We start from the raw sequence: 17,949 nt of genomic DNA, 5'->3' as shown, positions 1-17,949 counted from the left end.
GTCATCCCTCCCCGCCCGTTACGTTCGCGCCCGCCGTTTGCGACGGAGTATTCGTAGTCTCGCCCGCCGCCGGCGCGCTTGCCCCCGCGCTGGCAGGTGCCGGCACGTCGACGCTGTGCGCCAGGCTCGCGCCCGGCTTGCGCGCGACCAGCTTGGTCGGATCGCGCATGTCGAACCGGATCCAGCCGCGCCCCAGCAGCGGCCTCGCCCCATCCAGTTCGGCGAACTTCACCAGCGCGCGCGGCGCGCCGTCTTCCGGCAGCGCCAACGTCTCGCCGCTCTCGAACGTCAGGTCCCAGCGCCGATTGCCGACCCACGTCGCCGCCTTCACGCGTGGCTTCAGCGCCGGCGCGGCGGCGAGCAGCGTCTGGTACGACGCCTCCTGCCGATCCGCGCCCGGCCCGATCACCAGCGGCAGATTCGGGATCGCATCCGGCTGGACCGGCTCCAGCAGCACGCCCGACGAATCGATCAGCGTGAGCTGGCCATTGTCCTGCCACACTGCGGCGGGGGTTCGCTCGACGATATCGACCAGCATTGTGTTGGGCAGCCGCCGCGAGACATGCGCGTCCGCGATCCAGCCATAGCGCAGCAGCTTCTGCCGCACCGCCTCCAGATCGACCGACAGCATCGACGTCTGGTTCTGCTTGTCCTCCAGCGCGACCGCATAGACCGACATCCGGTCCATCCGCTTGAGGCCCGTCACCTCGATCTGCTCGACCTTGAAGCCGGCGCGCCCGGCACCCTCGGCCACCGCCGCGCCGATCATCCCCGGGATGCCGACCCACGTCGCCGCCGCGATCGCCACCGCACCGCCCGCGCCCAGAATCGACCACGTCGCGATTTTCCGGAGCGTGTCCTCGCTGACCGGGAGCATCCCGACCAGCCGGTCCATCACCGACACCTTCTTGACCGCGACCTTCCGGCGCGGGGCGGGCCGCTTGGGCGGCGGACCGCGCTTGATCGTGCGGCTCATGGAGAAGGATGGTCCTGAAGCGCTTCGTCGACGATCGCCTGGACCAGCTCGGCATAGCTCATGCCGATATGCCGTGCCTGCTCGGGCACGAGGCTCAGCGGCGTCATCCCCGGCTGCGTATTCACCTCGAGCAGGAACAGCCCGTCGACGCCGCGCTCGTCATCCCAGCGGAAATCGGACCGCGACGCGCCCTTGCAGCCGAGCAACCGGTGCGCTTCGAGCGCGAGGCTCTTGCAGGCGTCGGTGATCTCGTCGGGGATCTCCGCCGGGCAGACGTGCACCGTCATCCCATCGGTGTATTTCGCGTCGTAGTCGTACCAGCCGCTCTTGGGCTTCAACTCGGTCACGCCGAGCGCCTTGCCGCCGAGCACAGCGGTCGTCAGTTCACGCCCACGGATATAGGGTTCGGCGAGCAATTCCTCGAACTCGCCCCACGGCCCAACGCTGTCGCGCGCGATCGGATTTCCGTAATTGCCGCTGTCGGTGACGATCGCCACGCCGACCGAGGAGCCCTCGTTGACCGGCTTCAACACATACGGCCGCGCCATCGGATCGCTTTCGAACAGGTCGGCGGACTTGACGATCCGCCCACCCGGCATCGGGATGCCAGCAGGGACGAGGAGCAGCTTAGTCAGCACCTTATCGATCGCGATCACAGACGTAGCGAGACCCGAATGGGTGTAGCGCAGGCCCATCAGGTCGAGCAGCCCTTGCACAGAACCATCCTCACCAGGCGTCCCATGCAGTGCATTGAACACGAGGTCGGGCTGAGCCTCGGCCAGCTTCGCAGCAACATCCCGCCCCATATCGATCCGCGTGACCCGGTGCCCAAGCGACTCAAGCGCGTCCGCACAGCCATTACCCGACATAAGCGAGACCTCACGCTCCGCCGACCAGCCACCCATGAGGACTGCGATGTGAAGAGCCGCCGTCATGCCTCCCCTCCCGCATGCGGGAGGGGACCGAGGGGTGGGCGCCCGCCATCACCGGCCGCATCGCTGGTAGAGAGCGCGGGCGCAGCACTGCTTGGCTGCCCCTCACCCCGCCCCTCTCCTCGCAGGGGAGAGGGAGCAGCGATGCCAACCCGCTGGATTTCCCATTCCAACGTCACCCCCGAATGCGCCTTCACTCTATCCCGTACCTCTTCACCCAGCGCCTCGATCTCCGCACTCGACGCGGACCCGAGGTTCAGCAGGAAATTACAATGCTTCTCGCTGACCTGCGCATCACCGCGAGTCAGCCCCCGACACCCGGCCGCGTCGATCAACGCCCACGCCTTGTACCCCTCGGGATTCTTGAACGTCGACCCCCCGGTGCGCGAACGCAGCGGCTGCGAAGCCTCGCGCTCCGCCGCGATCCGGTCCATCTCCGCACCGATCAGGGCAGGCTCGCCGGGCGTGCCGGAGAATACTGCCTCGACCACGACGGCGCCTGCGGGCAGGTCCGAATGGCGATAGGTGAAACCGAGCTTCTCGGCGGACCAAGTCTCGACCGAACCCTCCCGCGTAACCACCGTAGCCTCGACCAGAATATCGCTGACATCACGGCCATAAGCACCCGCGTTCATCCGAACCGCACCACCAACAGTACCCGGAATCCCACGCAGAAACTCAAGCCCGGCAATCCCAGCATCCCGCGCGGCACTGGCCACGGTAATCCCCATCGCCCCCGCACCCGCACGAACGCGGCCGTCCTCAACCGAAACCTTCGCCATAGCCTTAGGCAATCGCACAACGACCCCCGGCACGCCGCCATCGCGCACGATCAGGTTCGAGCCTACACCAACCGGCAGCACTGAAGTCGAGGGGTCGAGGGTCTTCAGCAACTCCGCCAAATCCTCGACATCCGCAGGCCGCACCAGCAATTCGGCCGGCCCACCAGTCCGAAACCAGATGAAGTCGGCGAGCGAACCACCAACTTCGACCTTACCCCTGATGTTCTCCCGCGAAGGCGGGAGCCCAGTCTGGATCCCCGCCTTCGCGGGGACACAAGGTGCAGCAGAACTCACGCCAGCACCTTCGCGCGCTCTGCGGCGATTGCGTCGGCCAACCCGGCCGCCCACTTCGTGATATCGCCAGCACCGAGGCACACGACCATGTCATCAGCCTCGATCGTCGCCGCCAACTCCACCGCCAGCGCGTCGGCATCCGCGACCACACCCGCGAACCGGTGCCCGCGCCGCTTCAACCCCTCGACCAAAGCCGCCGCATCAACGCCCTCCACAGGCGCCTCGCCCGCCGCATAAACCGGCGTCACCAGCACGCGATCCGCGTCGTTGAACGCGGTCTGGAAATCCTCCATCAGATTGCCGAGCCGCGAATAGCGGTGCGGTTGCACGACCGCGATCACACGACCCTTCACGCTCTCGCGAGCCGCCGCCAGCACAGCGCGGATCTCGACCGGGTGATGCCCGTAATCGTCGATGATCGTGACACCAGCCACTTCGCCGACCTTGGTGAAGCGCCGCTTCACGCCACCGAACTTGGCGAACCCCTGCTGGATCGTCGCATCCGCGATCCCGAGCTCCAGCGCCACGCCAATCGCCGCCAGCGCGTTCTGCACATTGTGCCGACCCGGCATCGGCATCTCAATTCCCGCAATCGTCCGCGTCGCGCCGTCGCGCTCGCGCACCACGCAATCGAAGCGATTGCCGCCCGGGATCGGCGTAACCTCGACGCCGCGCACGTCCGCCTGCGCCGAAAAACCGTACGTCACGACCCGACGATCGCGCACCCGCGGCAGGATCCCCTGCACCTCCGGATGATCGAGACACAGCAGCGCCGCGCCATAGAACGGCACGTTCTCGACGAACTCGACGAACGCATCCTTCACCGCGTCGAACGAGCCGTAATGATCGAGATGCTCGGGATCGATGTTGGTGACGACCGCGATCGTGCCGTCGAGCCGCAGGAAGCTGCCGTCGCTCTCGTCCGCTTCCACGACCATCCAGTCGCTCGCGCCCAGTCGCGCATTCGAGCCGTACGAGTTGATGATCCCGCCATTGATGACCGTCGGATCGACCCCGCCCGCATCGAGCAGCGCCGCGACCATCGACGTCGTCGTCGTCTTGCCATGCGTGCCCGCCACCGCAACGGTCGACTTCAACCGCATCAGTTCCGCCAGCATCTCAGCCCGCCGCACCACGGGCACGCGTGCGTTCAACGCCGCCTCGACCTCGGGGTTCGAGCGCACGATCGCGGTCGACACGACCACCACCGCGGCGTCGCCGATGTTCGACGCGGCGTGACCGATCGCCACCGGGATGCCCTTGTCGCGCAAGCCCTGCACGACATAACCCTCGGCCACGTCAGAGCCCTGCACGCGGTAGCCGAGGTTCTTCATCACCTCGGCGATGCCCGACATGCCGATCCCGCCGATGCCGACGAAGTGGATCGTGCCGATATCCGTTGCGACGCCCTTCATGCGAACTGCGCCTTGGGCTTCGAGGGCGCGCCGACCGGGATCCGCGACAATGGCGCGTCGAGGCTCTCGACCAGATCGGCCAGATCGCTCGCCGCGTTCGGCCGCCCGCAACTCCGCGCGCGGCCCGCCGCATTCTGCAACGCCGCCGGATCGAGCCCGAGTTTCTGCATCTGCTTGGCCAGTTCCACTGCGGTAAAATCTCCCTGCGCGATCGTCCGCGCGCCGCCCGCCCGCGTGATCTCGCGCGCGTTCACGGTCTGATGATCGTCGGTCGCGCCCGGCAGCGGCACCAAAATAGCCGGCCGCCCCGCCGCGGTCAGTTCCGAAATCGTCGAAGCGCCCGCGCGCGCGATAACCAGATGCGCCCACGCCAGTTGCTCGGGCATATCGGGCAGATACGTCGCCAGCTCAGCCGGGATATGATGCTCGGCATACTTCGCGCGCACCGCATCGATATCCTCGATCCGCGCCTGATGCGTCACCTGCAACCGCCGCCGAAACGTCACCGGGAGCATCGCCAGACCGTCGGGCACGACCTGAGACAGGATGCTCGCCCCCTGGCTCCCGCCGGTCACGAGCACACGGAAGATCCCGTCCTCCTCTAGCAGCGGATACGGCCGCGAACGCAGCGCCAGCACCGCCTCGCGCACCGGATTGCCGACCAGATGCGCCTTGCCCAGCAGCTTCGGCGCGAGGCGCTCGGTCGGCTCGGACGAGGTCGCGATCGCGTCCACGCGCCCCGCGACGAAGCGGTTCACGCGTCCCAGCACCGCGTTCTGCTCGTGCACCGCAGTCGGGATCTTGTCCGCGAACGCCGCCAGCAACGCCGGCAATGCAGGGTATCCGCCAAACCCGATCACCGCGGCGGGCTTGAACGTCCGGTACAGCTCGCGCGCCATCGCCCGCCCGCGCCACATCTCCCGCGTGGCCCGAGCCCAGCCGAGCGGCCCGCCGGTAAAGCGCCCAGCCGGCAGGACATGCGTCTGGATATGCTCGAACAGCCCCGGAAACCGCACGCCGCGCGCATCGCTGACGAGCGCGACACGGTGGCCGCGCTTGGTCAGTTCAGCCGCGAGCGCCGCTGCCGGGACCATGTGTCCACCCGTGCCACCGGCTGCGAGGACGTAATGCTTACTCATTCACCACTCCAGCGGACGACATAGGGGCTCCGCGTGAGAAACGGATTGCGCCGGGTAAACGCCAGCAGCAACCCCATGCCGACCGACAACGCGATCATCGACGACCCGCCATAGCTGATGAACGGCAGCGTCATACCCTTCGATGGCGCGAGCCCCGTGTTCACCGCCATGCTCACCAGCGCCTGCGCACCGAACTGCGTCGCAAGGCCGGCGGACGCGAGCAATTTGAATTCGTCCTGCTCGTCCAGCAGCTTGACGAACACGCGGACGACGATCGCGAGGAAAATCACCGCGATCACCGAGCACGCGATCAACCCGAATTCCTCGCCAATCACAGAGAAGATATAGTCGGTATGCGCCTCGGGCAGCCCGAACTTCGCCGCACCCGCGCCTGGCCCCGTCCCGGTCCAGCCCCCCGCGGTCAGCGTATTATGCGCCGCATTCGTCTGGAAGTGATCGCCCGCGCCCTCACCCTCGACACCCGGAAACAGGAACGCATCGATCCGCGACCGCGCCACGCCGTAGAAGACATACGCAGCGATCAGCCCCGCCGGCGCCATAGCGACGAGGCCGAGCATCACCTTGGCCGGCGTCCCCGCGATCATCAGCAGCGCCATCCAGACCGAGCAGAAGATGATCGTCTGGCCGAAATCGGGTTGCAGCATCAGCAGCACCGCGACGCCCGCGGTCATCGCGCCGGTGATCAGCACGGTCGGCAGCTCGGCATCCTTCGCGCGTAACGACAACAGCCACGCGACCGTGACGATGAACAGCGGTTTCAGGAACTCCGAGGGCTGGAACTGTGCGAACCCGACACCGAGCCAGCGGCGTGCGCCGTTCGCCTCGACCCCGATAAACGGCGTCACCATCAGCATCAGCACGAACAGCGCACACCCGCCGATCGCCATCCGCCGCGCCATCGAGACGGGCATCATCGACACGCCGAACAGCACGGGGAGCGACACGCCGACCCACATCAACTGTCGCCAGAAATAATAGAGCGGCGTGATTTTGTGGTGCTCGCCCGAATAGCGGACCGCACTCGCCGGCGACGCCGCCGCGACCGCGATCAGCCCGATCGCGATCAGGAACAGCGTCAGCAGCAGCAGCATCCGGTCAATATCCCAGAACCACGTGCCGAGCGGCGACTGATCGCCCCGCCCGCCGCGCCGTTTCATCTTGGCGACGATGCTGGTCTTCGGTGTGCCCATATCGCCCCTAACGTCGATCCTTCCAGCGTGGATATCGGTCATGCGAGCGACTCCACCGCGGCGCGGAACGCGGCCCCGCGCGCTTCGTAATCGCGAAACTGGTCGAAGCTAGCACAGGCGGGGGATAACAAAACAGTGTCGCCCGGCTTGGCGTTTGCGGCGGCGGCTCGGACGGCAGCGTCGAGCGTGTCGACGTTCTCGACGGGCATGGAATCTTTCAGGATTTCAGCGAATTTCGGGCCAGCCTCGCCAATCGTGTAGGCGTGGACGACGTGGCCGAAGGCGGGCTTGCAGGCGTCGAGGTCGTCGCCCTTCGCGCGCCCACCGACGATCCAGTGAACCCGGTCGAACGCGGCAAGTGCAGGCGCGGTGCTCTCGGGATTGGTCGCCTTGCTGTCGTCGACATAGGCGACGCCGGCGTACGAGGCGATCTGCTCCATCCGGTGCGGCAAGCCGGTGAAGCTCGTCAGGCCGCGGTCGATGTCGACCTCGCTTACGCCCAGCGCCTTGGCGACGGCGATTGCGGCGAGCGCGTTCTGGGCGTTATGCGGGCCCTGGAGCGTCGGCCAGCTGCTCTGATCCATGCACACGCCCGGGGCGATCTTGGTGATGTGCTCGCCCTTCGCCGACAGCCCGCGCGCGATCTGCGTGGACGGCGCATCGCCGATGCCGATGACCGCGTCATGCTCGGGCGATTGCATCGCGAACAGCCGCGCCTTCGAGGCCGCATAGCCTTCGAAGCCGTCGTACCGGTCGAGATGATCCGGCGTGATGTTGAGCAGCACCGCGACGTCGCAATCGAGCGTCTGCGTCAGGTCGATCTGGTAGCTCGACAGTTCGAGCACGTAGACGCCGCCCTCGGGGAGCGCTTCCTGTTCGAGGATCGGCAGGCCGATGTTGCCGCCCATCAGTGTGGGGACGCCGGCGGTCTTGAGGATGTGGTGGACAAGCGCGGTGGTGGTGGACTTGCCGTTGGTGCCGGTGATGCCGACGACCTTGTGCGGGGGGAGGTCTGCGCGGGCCTGTGCGAAGAGTTCGATGTCGCCGATGACGGGCACGCCGGCCACGCGCGCCGCGGCGGCAAGCGGGTGCGTCTTCAACGGCACTCCCGGCGACACGACCAAAGCGGCGAAGCCCGAGAGATCGTCAAGCCGCGCCACTTCTAAAAGCCCTCTCCCCTCCGGGGAGAGGGTTGGGTGAGGGGCCGTTCCAGGCGCAGCACTGCTGGGCTGCCCCTCACCCCAACCCTCTCCCCGCAGGGGAGAGGGAGTGAAGACAGCGCGCTTCACCTCGTCGGAGTCCCACGCAACGACCTGCGCCCCGCCAGCCACCAACGCCCGCACAGTCGCAGCCCCAGACCGCGCCAGTCCAAGCACCGCATAGCGTTTCCCGCGCCAGGCCTGCGCAACAATCACCGCAGCTTCAACGTCGACAGGCCGACCAGCGCGAGCACCAGCGCGATGATCCAGAAACGGATCACCACCGTGGCCTCGGCCCAGCCGAGCTGCTCGAAATGATGGTGGATCGGGGCCATCCGGAACACGCGCTTGCCGGTGCGCTTGTAGAAGAACACCTGGATGATCACCGACAGTGCCTCGATCACGAACAGCCCGCCAATGATCCCCAGCACGATCTCGTGATGCGCGACGACCGCGATCGTTCCTAGCGCGCCGCCCAAAGCCAGCGACCCGGTATCACCCATGAACACCGCCGCCGGTGGCGCATTGAACCACAGGAACGCGAGCCCCGCGCCGACGATCGCCCCGCAGAAGATCGCCAACTCACCAGCACGCGGCACATGCGGAATGCCGAGGTAATCGGCGAACTTCACGTTCCCGACCAGATACACGATCACCATGAACGCGACGCTGGCAATGATCACCGGCATCGTCGCCAGACCGTCGAGCCCGTCCGTGAGGTTCACCGCATTGCCGAACGACACGATCGTGAACGCCGCGAACACCGGGAAGAACCAGCCGAGATCGAGGTACATGCGCGACGTGAACGGCAAATACAGATGCGGCCCGTTCTGCGACATGATGATCGTCGCGGCGACACCGGCGATGATGAACTCGAGCAGCAACCGCGTCCGCCCGCTGATCCCCGCGGTGCTCGCCTTGCGCACCTTGTCATAGTCGTCGAGGAACCCGATCGTGCCGAAGCCGAGCGTCACGAACAGGCAAGCCCAGACATACGGGTTGCTCAGGTCCATCCACAGGAAGATGGCGAGGCACATCGAGGTCAGGATCATCAGCCCGCCCATCGTCGGCGTGCCACGCTTCGACAGGTGCGACTGCGGGCCGTCGGCGCGGATCGGCTGGCCCTTGCCCTGCCGCACCCGCAACCAGCCGATGAACTTCGGCCCGATTATCAGGCCGATGATCAAGGCGGTCGCGACCGCACCCCCGGTCCGCACCGTCTGGTAACGGATGAGGTTCAGCAGGCCGGGAAACCCCAGATGCTCGGCGAGCCAGTACAACATTCAGTTAATCCCGCCTTTGAGGCCAGCCTGGAGACCCGCTACGACGCGAGCGAGGCCTACCCCGTTCGATCCCTTGACGAGCACGACATCGCCCGGCGCCAGGATCGTCCGTAACGACGCGAGCGCTGCCGCAGCGTCGCCCACATGGACGGTTTCGATCTGTCCCTCAAGCACCTGCGCTAACGGCGCCATCGCTTCACCGACGAGCAGCGCCATTTCGACGCGCGCGGCGAGTATCGGCTCGGCGAGGGCGGCGTGATAGTCGTCGGAGCCCTCGCCCAGTTCGCGCATTTCGCCGAGTACCGCGATGTGGCGGCCGGGTTCATGGCCAAGGACGCTGAGCGTAGCGCGCATCGATGCAGGGTTGGCATTGTAGCTCTCGTCGATCACCAGCGCCTGGCCTTCGCCAACGGTGACCAGCGACCGTGCACCGCGACCTTGCAGACCACCAAGTTCGGCCAGCGCAAGCCCGGCCAGCCCGAGATCGCTCCCCGCTGCCTGCACGCACGCCAGCACGCCGAGCGCATTGGACACCCAGTGCGCGCCGGGCTGCGCGATCGTGAAGCTCAGCTCGTGCTCCGCCCCCTGCCCCATCCGCGCAGTGACGAACGTCCCGCCAGTCGGCAGCCGCATCGCCTCGATCGCGCGGACATCGGCGCCTTTTTCGCTGCCGAACGTCACGATATGATCGGCGTGCGGCGCGGCGTGGCCGAGCAGCCGATCGCGGTGCGGGCTGTCATAGGGCACGATCGCAGTCCCGTCCGGTTCGAGCCCGGCAAATATTTCCCCCTTGGCATCGGCGATCGCGCACTCGTCGGGAAAGAACGCGGTATGCGCAGGCGCGATCGCAGTGATCATCGCGATGTGCGGCCGCACGAGCTGGGTCAGCTCGGCGAGTTCGCCGGCGTGGTTCATCCCCATCTCGAACACGCCGAACTTCGCGTCGCGCGGCATCCGGGCAAGGCTGAGCGGGACTCCGGTGTGGTTATTGTAGCTCTTGACCGAGCGGTGCACTTCGCCGGGGGATGCACGGTCGAGGCACGCGAACAGCGCTTCCTTGGCGCTGGTCTTCCCCACGGAACCGGTGACACCGATGATCTTGGCGGACGAGCGTGCACGGCTAGCGTCGCCAAGCGCGTTCAATGCGGCAAAACTGTCCGCCACGAGCACGTGCGGATGGTCGCAAGGCTCGGACACAATCGCCCCCGCCGCGCCCTGTGCGAAGGCCTGGTCGAGGAACAGGTGCCCATCGCTCGCCTCGCCCTTCATCGCCACGAACAAGTCACCGGGGCCAACCTCACGCGAGTCGAACGCAACGCCGGTGACAGAGAAGTCACCAGACGCCACGCCGCCGGTAGCGACAGCGATCTCCGCGGAAGTCCACAAGCTCACTGCTCCCCTCCCGCTTGCGGGAGGGGTCGGGGGAGGGGCTGATCAAATAGAGCGGACGCCAGTACGTACGTCGCGCCCTCCCCTAGCCCCTCCCGCAAGCGGGAGGGGAATGACGATGCCGTGCCCTTCACGCCGCGCACTCCCGCGCGACGGTCACATCATCGAACGGCAGCACCATGTCGCCGACGATCTGCCCCTGCTCATGCCCCTTGCCGGCGATCAGCACGATATCCTCGGGCCCAGCCTCGCGCACAGCGGCCCCGATCGCCGCCCGCCGGTCGCCGATTTCCTCAGCCCCGCGCGCACCCTTCAGGACGTCGCAGCGGATCGCCCGAGCGTCCTCGGTCCGCGGATTGTCGTCGGTGACGATAACGCGGTCGGCGTGTTGCACCGCGACCTGCCCCATGGTTTCGCGCTTGCCGGTATCGCGATCGCCGCCTGCTCCGAACACCACGATCAGCTTGCCACCAGCGTGCGGCTTGAGCGCAGCAATTGCTGCTTCCAACGCGTCGGGGGTGTGAGCATAGTCGACGTAAACCGGCGCACCCGACTTCGCGATCACCGCGCGTTCCAGCCGCCCGCGGACCGGTTGCAGGCGCGCGAGGTTGGCGATCGTTGCCGCCACATCGCCCCCGGTCGCAATCACCAGCCCAGCAGATACCAGCGCATTCGCCGCCTGGTACGCGCCGATCAGCGGCAAGGTGACCTTGTACGTCTGCCCCTCCGCCTCGATCGTCAGCCCCTGCCCCAGCAAGGTCGGATCGCGCCCGACCAGCCGCAAAGTCTCGCCCTGCGTCCCGACCGTGATCAGCCGATTGCCGCGCTCGCGTGCCAAGTCGATCACCCGCGCCGATTGCGGATCATCCGCCCACACCACCGCCGCGCCGTCCGTCGACAGCACTTCGGAGAACAACCGGATCTTGGCGGTGAAATACGCCGCCATGTCGCCGTGATAGTCGAGATGGTCGCGACTGAGGTTCGTGAACGCCGCGGCGGTAACCTTGAGCCCCTCGGTCCGATACTGCGTCAGCCCGTGGCTCGACGCCTCGAACGCCAGATGCGTGACGCCCTCACGCGCGAGCCCCGCCACGTTCGACAGGAACGTCACCACGTCAGGCGTCGTCAGCCCGGTCGTAACCCGCTCGTCCGCCGTCGTAACCCCCAGCGTACCGATCGACGCCGCATGAAACCCCGCCATCCGCCAAAGCTGCCGGGTCATCTCGACGCACGACGTCTTCCCGTTGGTGCCGGTGATCGCCACCGACGTCTCGGGAAATGGCGCGAAGAACTTCGCGGCCAGTTGCGCGAACCGCTCCCGGGGATTGTCGTCGGCAATGTACGTCGCGCCCTCGACCGTCAGTCCCGGCCGCGCCACCACCGCGATCGCCCCAGAGCGGATCGCGTCCTCGATAAAATCCTCGCCATTCACGCGCGCGCCTTCGAACGCGCCGAACACCGTGCCCGGCGCGACCTTGCGGTGATCGATCGCGAACCCCGTCACCTGCGCCTCTTCCGTCCCGTCGGTCAGCGCTGCGAGTTTCATGCAATAGTCCTCATTGCCCGGTCGGCTGTGTACGCGACGGGTCCTGCCACAAAGTCGGCAGGATGTCAGACACGTCGATGTCGCGGTGCGCGTCGGGCACGACGCCCAGGATCGCCCCGACGCGCGAGATCGTCCGGCCGACCACCGGCGCGGTATTCCATGCCGCGGTCTTCCACCCGGCGGTTTCCTTGGTCCCGAGCGGTGAATCGAGCATCGCCAGCACGACATAGCGTGGCGCATCCATCGGGAACGCCGCGGCAAACGTCGCGACGTTGCGCGAATGGTCGTAGCCACCCGAGACCGCCGCCTCGGCCGTCCCGGTCTTGCCGCCGACACGGTAGCCCGGCGCATCGCCCTTGCGCCCCGTACCACGCTGCACGATCAGCCGCAGCATCTGCCGCATCCGCGCACTCGTCTGCTCGCTGATGACACGACGACCGGCAACCGCGTGCCCCGGCGCCACCTTCAGCAACGTCGCCGGCCGCCAAATCCCGCCATTGACCAGCGCCGCATACGCGCTCGCCAGATGCAGCGGAGTCACCGCGATGCCGTGGCCATACGCGGTGGTCATCGTCGTCGTGCGCGCCCAGTATTTCGGCCACAACGGACGGCCCTTTTCGCGCAGTTCGATATCGGGCTTGGTATCGAAGCCGAGCTTCTTGAACATCGCCTGCATCTTCGCCGGCCCGACCTCGTCGGCCACACGTGCGGTGGCGATGTTGGACGAGTAGATCAGCGTCTCAGCCATGTTCAGCCAGCGCTTCGGATCGCCGCGCTCGTCGTGGATCGTGAAGCGGCCGACCTGGAGCGGATGCGTCGCATCAAAGCGCCGCGCAAACGAGGTCACCACGCCCGTATCCATCGCGGTCGCCATCGTGATCGGCTTGAACGTAGAGCCAAGCTCGAACACGCTCTGCGTCGTGATGTTGCGGAGCTGTTCGCTGCCCGACATGCCGACGCGGTTGGGGTTGAAGGTCGGCAGCGACACCATCGCGATCACTTCGCCGGTCGCCACGTCGAGGACGATGCCGCCCGCCCCTCGCGCGGAAAACGTGGTCATCGCGCGGCCGAGTTCGCTCTCCATCGCCGCCTGGACGCGATTGTCGAGCGACAGCGCGACCGGCGTGCCGTTGAGCGCGGGATTGGTCAGCCGCTCGTCGAGCACGCGCTCCATGCCGCTCATGCCGTAGCCCGCGGTCGACAAGAAGCCGAGCGCATGCGCCGCCATCGTCGACTGTGGGTACAGCCGCTGCGTATCGCGATCGAACACGATCGCGGGCTCGCCAATCGCGTTGACCTGCTCGACCAGCGCCGGCGACGCGCGCCGCTGGAGATAGATGAAGCTCTTGCCCGACGTCAGCAGCGCATAATAATGCGCCTGGTCGCCCGCCTCGGGCATCAGCGCGGCAAGCTTGCTGGCGATCTCGGTCGGATCGCCGATCAGCTTCTTCGGGTGCACCGCGATCGTCCACGCATCGATCGTCCGCGCGAGCGGCGCGCCGTTGCGATCGACGATATCGCCCCGCGCCGCGATCGCCGCCGAGCGCGCCTGCGGATCGGCGAGCGACGCCTGCACCGCCAGCATCCCGAGCCGCCCGACCACCACCAGCACCGCTGCTCCGAACAGGAACATCAGCATCATCAGGCGCGTGTGCGCCGTCGCCACCAGTGCATGACGCTGGTTGGCGCTACGTTGCTGCGAGACGGGCCGGGCGACCAAGGCGGTCACCGCCGCTTACGGCTCTCGGAGCGGGCGCCGCTCATGATGTCACCCAGCGTCGTGTCGGACAGGAGCTTGCGGTCGAGCATCGCCACCGCCTGCGGACGGACCTTGGCGACGGCAGCGAGGCGCTCTGTCTTGGCAGCGCGGACGAGTGCGGCCTCGGCCGAGCGCGGCGTCGACACCGACGCGCGGATCACGACCGGCTTGAGCGCGGTCTTCGACGCAGCCTGGATCGCGACGTTCATCGCGCGCGGTGCGCTAACCTGCGCCATCTGCACCGGAGCAAGCTTCACCACGGCAGGAGCAGCGGTCACCGGCACGATCGACGTGGAGACGACGGACCCCGCCCCCGACGGCACGAGCAGCGCGGCGGTCTGGACCCCGTCCGCGCGCATGCTGTTGACGTCGAGCGCCGCGAGCGCGGCCTCGCTCACGACGAACTGGCCCGCGGTCGGTGCCGACAGTGCCAGCGTATCGCCGTTCCAGCGCTCGAGCTGCGCCAGATTGCCGCGCGTGTCGAACTCGGTCTCCAGCGCGCGGATGTCGCGCTGCGCCGAGCGGATCTGACCATTGACCGCCTCCAGCTTCTTGCGCTCGGCGGCGACCTGCAGCGACACGAGGTAGAAACCGAGCACGACGGCCACGCAGCCCCCGAACCAGCCCACACCCTTCATCCGATACGCCGCCGTCATGTCGTCACCTCTTCCGTCCAGGGTTGCGCGGAGGTCCGCCGCGCCGTCCGTAATGTCGCCGAGCGCGCCCGCGGGTTGCGTGCGATCTCGGCCTCGCCGGCGCGAACACCGCGGCCGACATGAGAAAAACTAGGTTCCGCAACGGCTTTCACCTGCGGAAGATGACGCGAACCTGAAGGAGAGCCCCCGGACCGCGTGCGCAGGAAGCGCTTCACCATCCGGTCCTCGAGGCTGTGGAACGTCACGATCGCGAGCCGGCCACCGGGCTTGAGCACGCGTTCGGCCGCCAGCAGCCCGTCGGCGAGTTCGCCAAGCTCGCGGTTCACGTGGATCCGGATCGCCTGGAACGCGCGCGTCGCGGGGTCCTTCTTGTCGTGCGCCTTGTAGCCGAGCGCGCGGCGGACGATGTGCGCCAGCTCGCCGGTCCGCGTCAGCGGGCGCGCCGCGACGATCGCGCGGGCCACGCGACGCGACTTGGGCTCGTCGCCGTACTGATACAGCACGTCGGCGATCTCGTTCTCGTCCGCCTCGTTGACGAAGTCCGCCGCCGACATGCCGGCCTGCGCCATCCGCATGTCGAGCGGGCCATCCGACTGGAACGAGAAGCCGCGCTCGGCTTGGTCGAGCTGCATCGACGACACGCCGATATCGAGCGTGACGCCGTCCACCGGCGCGAGGCCGCGCGCTTCGAGTTCGGACGCCATCGCCGAGAAGTCCGCGGCGATCAGCGTCAGGCCTTCTTCGGCCTCTTCCATCGCGCGACCATTGGCGATCGCGTCTGGATCGCGATCGAACGCGACGATCCGCGCGCCCGACTTGAGCAACGCCAGCGTATAGCCGCCCGCGCCGAACGTGCCGTCGACCATCGTCTCGCCGGGCTCAGGGGAAAGCGCAGCGAGGACTTCGTCGAGCAGGACGGGAATGTGCGGTGCGTCGGGGGAACTCACAGCTGCACCCCCTTCTCGGCCATGTAGAAGCGCGCCATCTCCTTGACGACGGGGGGCATGCCGTCGGTGGCGATCAGCGTCGCGGGGTCCCAGATCTCGATGTAGTCGAGCACGCCGTAGAAGAACGCATGGCCCTTGATGCCCGCATAGAAGCGCGGGAACGCAGGCATGATGAAGCGACCGGAGCCGTCGAACGGCACCGCTTCGCCGGACGCGGCGGCGCGCTTGATGTTGTAGTCGTACTCGCCGTTCTCGGCAGGATTCTCGGATTCGCGGCGATCGAGGCGCTCGGCGAGGATGTCGACGTAACCGGGATCATACGCGACCAGGCAGCGATTCTTCTGATGCGCGCCGATGATGATGGTCCCGCCGTCCTTGCCGTTTGCCTTGGGCGCATTTGCCGAGAGCATCGTGCGGAGTGCCGAGGGGATGGCTACCCGGCCCTTGTCGTCGACAAGGCCGATACCGTCTCCTTGATAGCGACCCCGTACCGACACGCCAAAACCCTTCGAACTGGCGCGCACGCTTCACCGCCTCGAAAAGCAGCCATCGCTACGTTTCGACCGCGTTTCAGCGAACGATGAAAATGCCCCTGTATTAACCTCCATCTACCATAGCGCTTCGGGGACGCAACGGGATTTTTGGGGATTGGACGGATTTGACGCCGGTTTCGACGCTCAGTCCGGGGGGATTTGCGCGCGAATTGGATGTGACCGGGAACGGGTGGCGGTCAGCGCTGGGGAAATAACGGGATGCGCTAGAAAGACGCACTCGTTCTGCGGGGGAAAGCTACGACCGTTAGACCGCATCGGAGCGCCACGTTCGCCCATCCCTGAAAGGGAGGGGTCGGGGGTGGGTTGGCCTGTTAGAGCCACCCGCGTTCGAATGTGCGGAAACCGACCCACCCCCAGCCCCTCCCTTTCAGGGAGGGGAGCAAGGCAGTGCGGTATTTGCTGACGATTACTGCGCGGGCGACTGCGCGTTCGCGCTCGGCGCGACGCCCATCTCCGCCAGCGGTTCACCCGCCCCGGCGGCTTCCGTTACGTTCGAAACACCCATGTTCGCCACCACGTCCGCCTGCGCCGCGCCCGCAGTGACGACCGGCCGCTCACGATTCGTCGAACCGATAATCGCGCTGGCGAGACCGATCAGCAGCACGACGGCAGCGAGGCCGATCATGCCGACCTTGATGCGCTGCATGGTCTGTGTGGGTTCGTGAGGTGACTTCATCTTGCCCCACCTCGATACCCGACTGCCGCGCTTTTGTCGATTCTCGGGAACCGGACCGCTCAAGCCAGACCCTTGGCCTGACGCCAGTCGGGGTCGTACAGCGTTGAAAGATAGCGGAATCCGGTGTCGCACAGGATCGTCGCGATCCGCTTGCCGGGGCCCAGATGCTTCGCCAGCGCTACCGCGCCAGCCACGTTGATCCCCGACGAGAGGCCAAGGCACAACCCTTCCTCGTCGAGCAACTGCCGGACCCAGGCATAGCCGTCGGCATCGGAGATCCGGAACTGCGTATCGATCGGCGCACCCTCTAGATTGGCGGTGATGCGCCCCTGCCCGATCCCCTCGGCGACCGAAGACCCTTCCGCCTTCAACTCGCCATGTGCGTAATAGTTATACAGCGCCGCGCCGTGCGGATCGGTGAGGGCGATGCAGACGGTCTCGTCCTTCGCCTTCAGCCCCAGCCCGACCCCGGCGATCGTCCCGCCAGTCCCTGCCGCGCAGGTGAAGCCGTCGACTCGCCCTTCCATCTGTTCCCAGATCTCTTCCGCGGTACCGACGATATGCGCGCGACGATTGGCGGTATTGTCGAACTGGTTCGCCCAGATCGCGCCCGGCGTCTCTTCCGCGATCCGTCGCGACGTGTGGACGAAATGGCATGGCGACGAGAATGCCGCGGCCGGTACCAGCACCAGTTCGGCGCCGAGCGCGCGCAACGTATCCATCTTTTCGCGGCTCTGCGTCTCGGGCATGACGATGATGGTCTTGTAGCCCTTCGCATTGGCGACCAGCGCGAGCCCGATTCCGGTATTGCCCGCCGTGCCCTCGACGATCGTCCCGCCCGGCTGGAGCAGTCCGCGCTGCTCCGCGTCCTCGACGATGAACAGCGCCGCACGATCCTTCACCGACGCGCCGGGGTTGGCATATTCGCACTTGCCGAAGATATCGCAGCCGGTCGCCTCGCTGGGACCTCTCAGGCGAACGAGTGGCGTGTTGCCGATCAGGGCGAGCGTATCAGATGTCGTGTGCATCACCGCTATGTGGCGCCGTGCCCCGCTGTGAGCAAGCGAGCGAAAGTTTGCGCCGTTAAATCGCCGGACGGGCATTGCCTACAGCAGATAACATTATTTTTCATTCGCGGTTCATTCCTTCCAAAGTATGATCCATGTTAAAGACGCGAAAATAATTGGAGCA

The 17,949-nt window shown here is 66.7% G+C and carries 16 protein-coding genes; all 16 read right to left on the bottom strand.

What is annotated here, in order from left to right:
• Position 1 precedes the first annotated feature (1 nt).
• The 16 genes from AC1MH0_RS16020 to AC1MH0_RS15945 all read right to left on the bottom strand — a co-directional run bounded on the left by AC1MH0_RS16020 (position 2) and on the right by AC1MH0_RS15945 (position 17,786).
• Complete coding sequence (locus tag AC1MH0_RS16020; RefSeq protein ID WP_107952166.1) at positions 2 to 976, bottom strand: cell division protein FtsQ/DivIB; 975 nt, start codon at positions 974 to 976, stop codon at positions 2 to 4.
• Positions 973 to 1,911, bottom strand: a complete 939-nt coding sequence (locus AC1MH0_RS16015; protein ID WP_480963576.1) for a D-alanine--D-alanine ligase — start codon at positions 1,909 to 1,911, stop codon at positions 973 to 975. Before AC1MH0_RS16015 ends, AC1MH0_RS16020 begins: the two co-directional genes overlap by 4 nt.
• Entirely contained in the window at positions 1,908 to 2,945 is a 1,038-nt protein-coding gene (gene murB / locus AC1MH0_RS16010) for a UDP-N-acetylmuramate dehydrogenase (protein WP_480965768.1), read from the bottom strand. Before murB ends, AC1MH0_RS16015 begins: the two co-directional genes overlap by 4 nt.
• A gap of 35 nt (positions 2,946 to 2,980) precedes the next feature.
• Complete coding sequence (gene murC, locus AC1MH0_RS16005) at positions 2,981 to 4,399, bottom strand: UDP-N-acetylmuramate--L-alanine ligase (RefSeq protein WP_480963575.1); 1,419 nt, start codon at positions 4,397 to 4,399, stop codon at positions 2,981 to 2,983.
• The gene (gene murG, locus AC1MH0_RS16000; RefSeq protein WP_480963574.1) at positions 4,396 to 5,538 is read right to left on the bottom strand and encodes an undecaprenyldiphospho-muramoylpentapeptide beta-N-acetylglucosaminyltransferase; all 1,143 of its coding nucleotides are present in this window, start codon (positions 5,536 to 5,538) and stop codon (positions 4,396 to 4,398) included. The genes murC and murG overlap by 4 nt, the downstream gene beginning before the upstream one ends.
• On the bottom strand, positions 5,535 to 6,716 hold the full coding sequence (locus AC1MH0_RS15995; protein WP_480965767.1) for an FtsW/RodA/SpoVE family cell cycle protein: 1,182 nt from the start codon (positions 6,714 to 6,716) through the stop codon (positions 5,535 to 5,537). The genes murG and AC1MH0_RS15995 overlap by 4 nt, the downstream gene beginning before the upstream one ends.
• A gap of 71 nt (positions 6,717 to 6,787) precedes the next feature.
• Positions 6,788 to 8,164 carry a UDP-N-acetylmuramoyl-L-alanine--D-glutamate ligase gene (murD, locus tag AC1MH0_RS15990; protein ID WP_480963573.1) on the bottom strand — a complete coding sequence of 459 codons (1,377 nt, stop codon included), beginning with the start codon at positions 8,162 to 8,164 and terminating at the stop codon, positions 6,788 to 6,790.
• Entirely contained in the window at positions 8,161 to 9,231 is a 1,071-nt protein-coding gene (mraY, locus tag AC1MH0_RS15985) for a phospho-N-acetylmuramoyl-pentapeptide-transferase (protein ID WP_056051331.1), read from the bottom strand. The genes murD and mraY overlap by 4 nt, the downstream gene beginning before the upstream one ends.
• Entirely contained in the window at positions 9,232 to 10,623 is a 1,392-nt protein-coding gene (locus tag AC1MH0_RS15980; protein WP_480963572.1) for a UDP-N-acetylmuramoyl-tripeptide--D-alanyl-D-alanine ligase, read from the bottom strand. It lies immediately after the preceding gene.
• Positions 10,624 to 10,750: 127 nt separating this feature from the next.
• Positions 10,751 to 12,166, bottom strand: coding sequence for a UDP-N-acetylmuramoyl-L-alanyl-D-glutamate--2,6-diaminopimelate ligase (locus AC1MH0_RS15975; protein ID WP_480963571.1), 1,416 nt, complete (start codon positions 12,164 to 12,166; stop codon positions 10,751 to 10,753).
• 10 nt (positions 12,167 to 12,176) lie between these two features.
• Positions 12,177 to 13,895 (bottom strand): peptidoglycan D,D-transpeptidase FtsI family protein, encoded by a 1,719-nt coding sequence (locus AC1MH0_RS15970; RefSeq protein WP_480963570.1) that lies wholly within the window; start codon positions 13,893 to 13,895, stop codon positions 12,177 to 12,179.
• Entirely contained in the window at positions 13,892 to 14,581 is a 690-nt protein-coding gene (locus tag AC1MH0_RS15965) for a hypothetical protein (RefSeq protein WP_480963569.1), read from the bottom strand. The genes AC1MH0_RS15970 and AC1MH0_RS15965 overlap by 4 nt, the downstream gene beginning before the upstream one ends.
• Positions 14,578 to 15,528, bottom strand: a complete 951-nt coding sequence (rsmH, locus tag AC1MH0_RS15960; RefSeq protein WP_480963568.1) for a 16S rRNA (cytosine(1402)-N(4))-methyltransferase RsmH — start codon at positions 15,526 to 15,528, stop codon at positions 14,578 to 14,580. Before rsmH ends, AC1MH0_RS15965 begins: the two co-directional genes overlap by 4 nt.
• Positions 15,525 to 16,052, bottom strand: coding sequence for a division/cell wall cluster transcriptional repressor MraZ (locus tag AC1MH0_RS15955; protein WP_235518592.1), 528 nt, complete (start codon positions 16,050 to 16,052; stop codon positions 15,525 to 15,527). The genes rsmH and AC1MH0_RS15955 overlap by 4 nt, the downstream gene beginning before the upstream one ends.
• Positions 16,053 to 16,488: 436 nt before the next feature.
• Positions 16,489 to 16,728, bottom strand: coding sequence for a hypothetical protein (locus tag AC1MH0_RS15950; protein WP_480963567.1), 240 nt, complete (start codon positions 16,726 to 16,728; stop codon positions 16,489 to 16,491).
• 89 nt (positions 16,729 to 16,817) lie between these two features.
• Complete coding sequence (locus AC1MH0_RS15945; RefSeq protein WP_480963566.1) at positions 16,818 to 17,786, bottom strand: cysteine synthase A; 969 nt, start codon at positions 17,784 to 17,786, stop codon at positions 16,818 to 16,820.
• Positions 17,787 to 17,949: the final 163 nt, after the last annotated feature.

It is taken from the genome of Sphingomonas sp. AP28 (assembly GCF_056680455.1).
Note: the sequence above shows the minus strand (reverse complement) of the source record. Positions and strands in the feature narration are given on the sequence as shown.

Coding starts and splice junctions, on each gene's coding strand:
- AC1MH0_RS15975 (WP_480963571.1), bottom strand. CDS start 12,166: ATGAAACTCGCAGCGCTGACCGACGGGACGGAAGAGGCGCAGGTGACG.
- AC1MH0_RS16020 (WP_107952166.1), bottom strand. CDS start 976: ATGAGCCGCACGATCAAGCGCGGTCCGCCGCCCAAGCGGCCCGCCCCG.
- AC1MH0_RS16015 (WP_480963576.1), bottom strand. CDS start 1,911: ATGACGGCGGCTCTTCACATCGCAGTCCTCATGGGTGGCTGGTCGGCG.
- AC1MH0_RS15995 (WP_480965767.1), bottom strand. CDS start 6,716: ATGAAACGGCGCGGCGGGCGGGGCGATCAGTCGCCGCTCGGCACGTGG.
- AC1MH0_RS15950 (WP_480963567.1), bottom strand. CDS start 16,728: ATGCAGCGCATCAAGGTCGGCATGATCGGCCTCGCTGCCGTCGTGCTG.
- murC (WP_480963575.1), bottom strand. CDS start 4,399: ATGAAGGGCGTCGCAACGGATATCGGCACGATCCACTTCGTCGGCATC.
- AC1MH0_RS15965 (WP_480963569.1), bottom strand. CDS start 14,581: ATGACGGCGGCGTATCGGATGAAGGGTGTGGGCTGGTTCGGGGGCTGC.
- murG (WP_480963574.1), bottom strand. CDS start 5,538: ATGAGTAAGCATTACGTCCTCGCAGCCGGTGGCACGGGTGGACACATG.
- mraY (WP_056051331.1), bottom strand. CDS start 9,231: ATGTTGTACTGGCTCGCCGAGCATCTGGGGTTTCCCGGCCTGCTGAAC.
- AC1MH0_RS15945 (WP_480963566.1), bottom strand. CDS start 17,786: ATGCACACGACATCTGATACGCTCGCCCTGATCGGCAACACGCCACTC.